Below are 3,000 nucleotides of genomic sequence, written 5' to 3'. Positions count from 1 at the left end.
TTTCCCCGCTTCTACAAAGCCACCCAAAGTGTGGATACTTAAATCATCAATGCGTCCATCAACAGGTGCATAAAGTGATAAATGGTCAAGACGATATTGGCAGCTGTCAAGTTTGGCTTTTAATCCTTGCAGAGAGAGTTCTGTTTCACGAGAAAGCTGCTGATAGCGGGCGATTTCATCGGAAATAAGGCTTTGTCTTTGTTGGCGAAGCACTTCTATTTCGGCGGTGTTTTCTTCCAAGCGTCTTTTATTGGCTAAAATTTCATGTTCTACATTTTTAAAGTCATGTAAACGCTCTAGATAAAGAGAGTTGCTGATGACTTTTGTTTCCATCAGGCTTTTAGCAGCTTTAAGCTTTTCTTGGCTTAATTGTTGATCATCTTTTAATTTATCCAATTGTGCGTATTGGACAGCACCGCTTCGTGTAACACGATCAGCTTGAGCTTTCAGTGCTTTTACTTTATCTTGTAATGATTGAAGAGTAGCGTGGATGAGTTTTTCTCCCTCCATTTTTGCTGTCGTACTGCTTGAGGGAGGAATCTGCAAATAAGCGAGCCCTTTGGTTACAAAATCTTTATCCAAAGGCTCTCGCTCACTCAAGGCAGCTAAAATCGCAGCGGCAATTTGGGCTTGAAGAGTCTGTTGGGCAATATCGGCTTGAACACGTGCGCGTTCATTTAAGGCTTCACGCGGATCCAATTGAATAAGGAGGTCCCCTTGATGAACAAATTGTCCCTCTTTTACGAGAATTTTCTCAATACGACCTGTATTTTGCGCTTGGACCAATTGAACATAGGTGGTGGGAATAACCGCTCCTTGTCTCTGTGCAACAATCTCTGTTTTTGTGATGAAACTACCAATCACAATAAAAAGGAATAAGGTGATCAAACAGTAACCACCATATGAAGGGTTGGTGATAAAGGGCGCAAATGGGGAGCCTTATCTGCCATTTTTTGCCTCCAGATCAGTGAAATTTAATATGGTTGCATGCTGAGGAAAAAGATCACGTTTATGGGTAATGACAAGAACGATGCGCTCTTGCGAAAGTTTATATAAATGTTCAACAATTTGTGCACTGACCGTGTCATCTAATGCAGAAGTGGGTTCATCCAAGATAAGAATCTGCGGTTCGATGAGAAAAAAACAAGCCAATGCTAAGCGTTGGCGTTGACCACCTGATAAAAAGCCCCCTTGCTCACCCACTTGGGGATGGAGCCCTTGAGGCAATTGGGCAATGAGATCATAACAAGCGCTAGCATGAAGGGCGGCATTGATTTCATTTTCAGAGGCATCTGGTTTGGCAAGAAGCATATTTTCAAGAATGGTTCCGGAAAAAAGACAAGGACTTTGGGGAAAATACGCAATTGTTTGGCGCACACTACGGATATCAAAATTCTGTATAGATTGATCGTTAATCAATATTTGTCCACTTGCTGGGGGATAAAGGGCGCAAAGGAGTTTGGCTAAAGTTGATTTTCCACAGCCTGAAGGACCAAGCAACATGATAGGCTTGCCAGGTTGCAAACAGATATCAAGATGGTTGATAATAGTTTTTTCTTCGTAAGAAAAGCAGATATTTTTCGCTTCAAGATAAGGGAACGCAGTGAGTTGAAGAGGTGTTTTTTCTGTTTCCCATTCTGAAGGTGCGTTAAGAATATCACCCAAACGAAGACGAGAGATTTTTAAATGTTGCCATTCTTCCCATAAGGATGCAAGGCTTAAGATAGGACCAGAAACATTGCCAGCAAGAAGATGAAAGGCAATAAGTTGTCCTAGTGTGATTTGATTTTGCAGCACTGCTTGGGCGCCAAAAAAGATGATAAAAATGGTGAAAAGATCACCAAAAATATGGCTTAAAGCCCCATTTAAGAGGTGAAATTTACTCGTTGTAAGACTTTGATCGAGACTGTGGGCTAAAGTTTCTTACATGCGTATTGTATGAGCAGGTTCTTTTACATGCGCTTTGATGGCTTCAAGATTGGTAAAGCTTTCAATAAGGCGTGATTTATGGGCGGCTTGCAGAGTGAATGTACGGCGTAATTGGCGGCGTAAAAAGGGACCAACAGATGCCAAAGAGCCCATTTGTAAGGGCAAAATGATAAGAACAATAAAGGTAAGTTTCGGACTAATAGAAAAGAGTGCAGCAAGATAAATAATGGCAAACAGAACATTCAGGACAGTTGTGGCGATGGTTCCTGTTAGAACCCCGCGAATTGTATCAACCTCTCCAATACGCGAAAACAGTTCCCCCACTTTCCAATGACGTAACACAGACAAGGAGAGGCTTAAAAGATGGGTGTAAATACGCCGTCCAAATTCTAGGGTAAGCCGATTGGCTAAATAAGCGCCTAGGTAACCTGATAGAGTGCTAAGAGCTGTGCTAAAACAGCATGATAGCAACCATCAAGACAACAATAGCATAGAGACTTTCAGCACGCTGAAAAGGGAGAGTGCGGTCAATAATTGCTTGAAAAATAAAAGGATTCACCAAACCCAGCAAACGCAAAACAACAGCAACGCAACGGAGTTCGATGACATAATAAATATATTTCTTTGTTGTTCTTGTAAACCAAGAGAAGGCTACAGGTTTTTCTTGTGAATGCTTCATTTGAATTTATGTTTGTTTAAGAGAAAGAGCGATAGATATCGCATATTTTAACAGTATTGTAGAGCTTATTATTATTTAATTAAAATATATTTTTACATATACATAATAAACACATACTGTATTTATTATGTATGCATTATTTTTATTTTATTTTAACTTATAATTGTATTTAACAGTGCTCTAAATAGCATGATAACCGTTTCAAGTGTATCACTATGATACGTAATTTTAATAACTTAAGGAGAAGTTAAAATGGGTAGTTCAAGCTCATCACATGATTCACACAGCAGCTCACATTCATCAAGTTGGTTTCACTCTGATAGTTGTGGTCCGGGTGGTTATGTTTATGAAGTGGGTATGAATGGCATTAAAGGCGCAATAGTAGGGGGATT

General features: G+C 40.0%; 4 protein-coding genes. All 4 read right to left on the bottom strand.

The annotated features are described in order from the left end of the window. Positions 1-888: biotin/lipoyl-binding protein (locus PVV69_RS09495; protein WP_273757309.1), on the bottom strand; the 888-nt coding region annotated here is incomplete at its 3' end. Between the two features lie 51 nt (positions 889-939). After that, complete coding sequence (locus PVV69_RS09490) at positions 940-1,797, bottom strand: ATP-binding cassette domain-containing protein (RefSeq protein WP_273757308.1); 858 nt, start codon at positions 1,795-1,797, stop codon at positions 940-942. A gap of 126 nt (positions 1,798-1,923) precedes the next feature. Continuing rightward, positions 1,924-2,400 (bottom strand): ABC transporter transmembrane domain-containing protein, encoded by a 477-nt coding sequence (locus PVV69_RS09485; protein ID WP_273757307.1) that lies wholly within the window; start codon positions 2,398-2,400, stop codon positions 1,924-1,926. Beyond that, entirely contained in the window at positions 2,381-2,608 is a 228-nt protein-coding gene (locus PVV69_RS09480) for a hypothetical protein (RefSeq protein WP_273757306.1), read from the bottom strand. Before PVV69_RS09480 ends, PVV69_RS09485 begins: the two co-directional genes overlap by 20 nt. Positions 2,609-3,000 lie beyond the last annotated feature (392 nt).

It is taken from the genome of Bartonella sp. MM73XJBT, assembly GCF_028618465.1.
Lineage (GTDB): Bacteria > Pseudomonadota > Alphaproteobacteria > Rhizobiales > Rhizobiaceae > Bartonella.
The sequence above is the reverse complement of the archived record's forward strand: the minus strand, read 5'-3'. Positions and strand labels throughout refer to the sequence as shown.

Coding starts and splice junctions, on each gene's coding strand:
- PVV69_RS09480 (WP_273757306.1), bottom strand. CDS start 2,608: ATGAAGCATTCACAAGAAAAACCTGTAGCCTTCTCTTGGTTTACAAGA.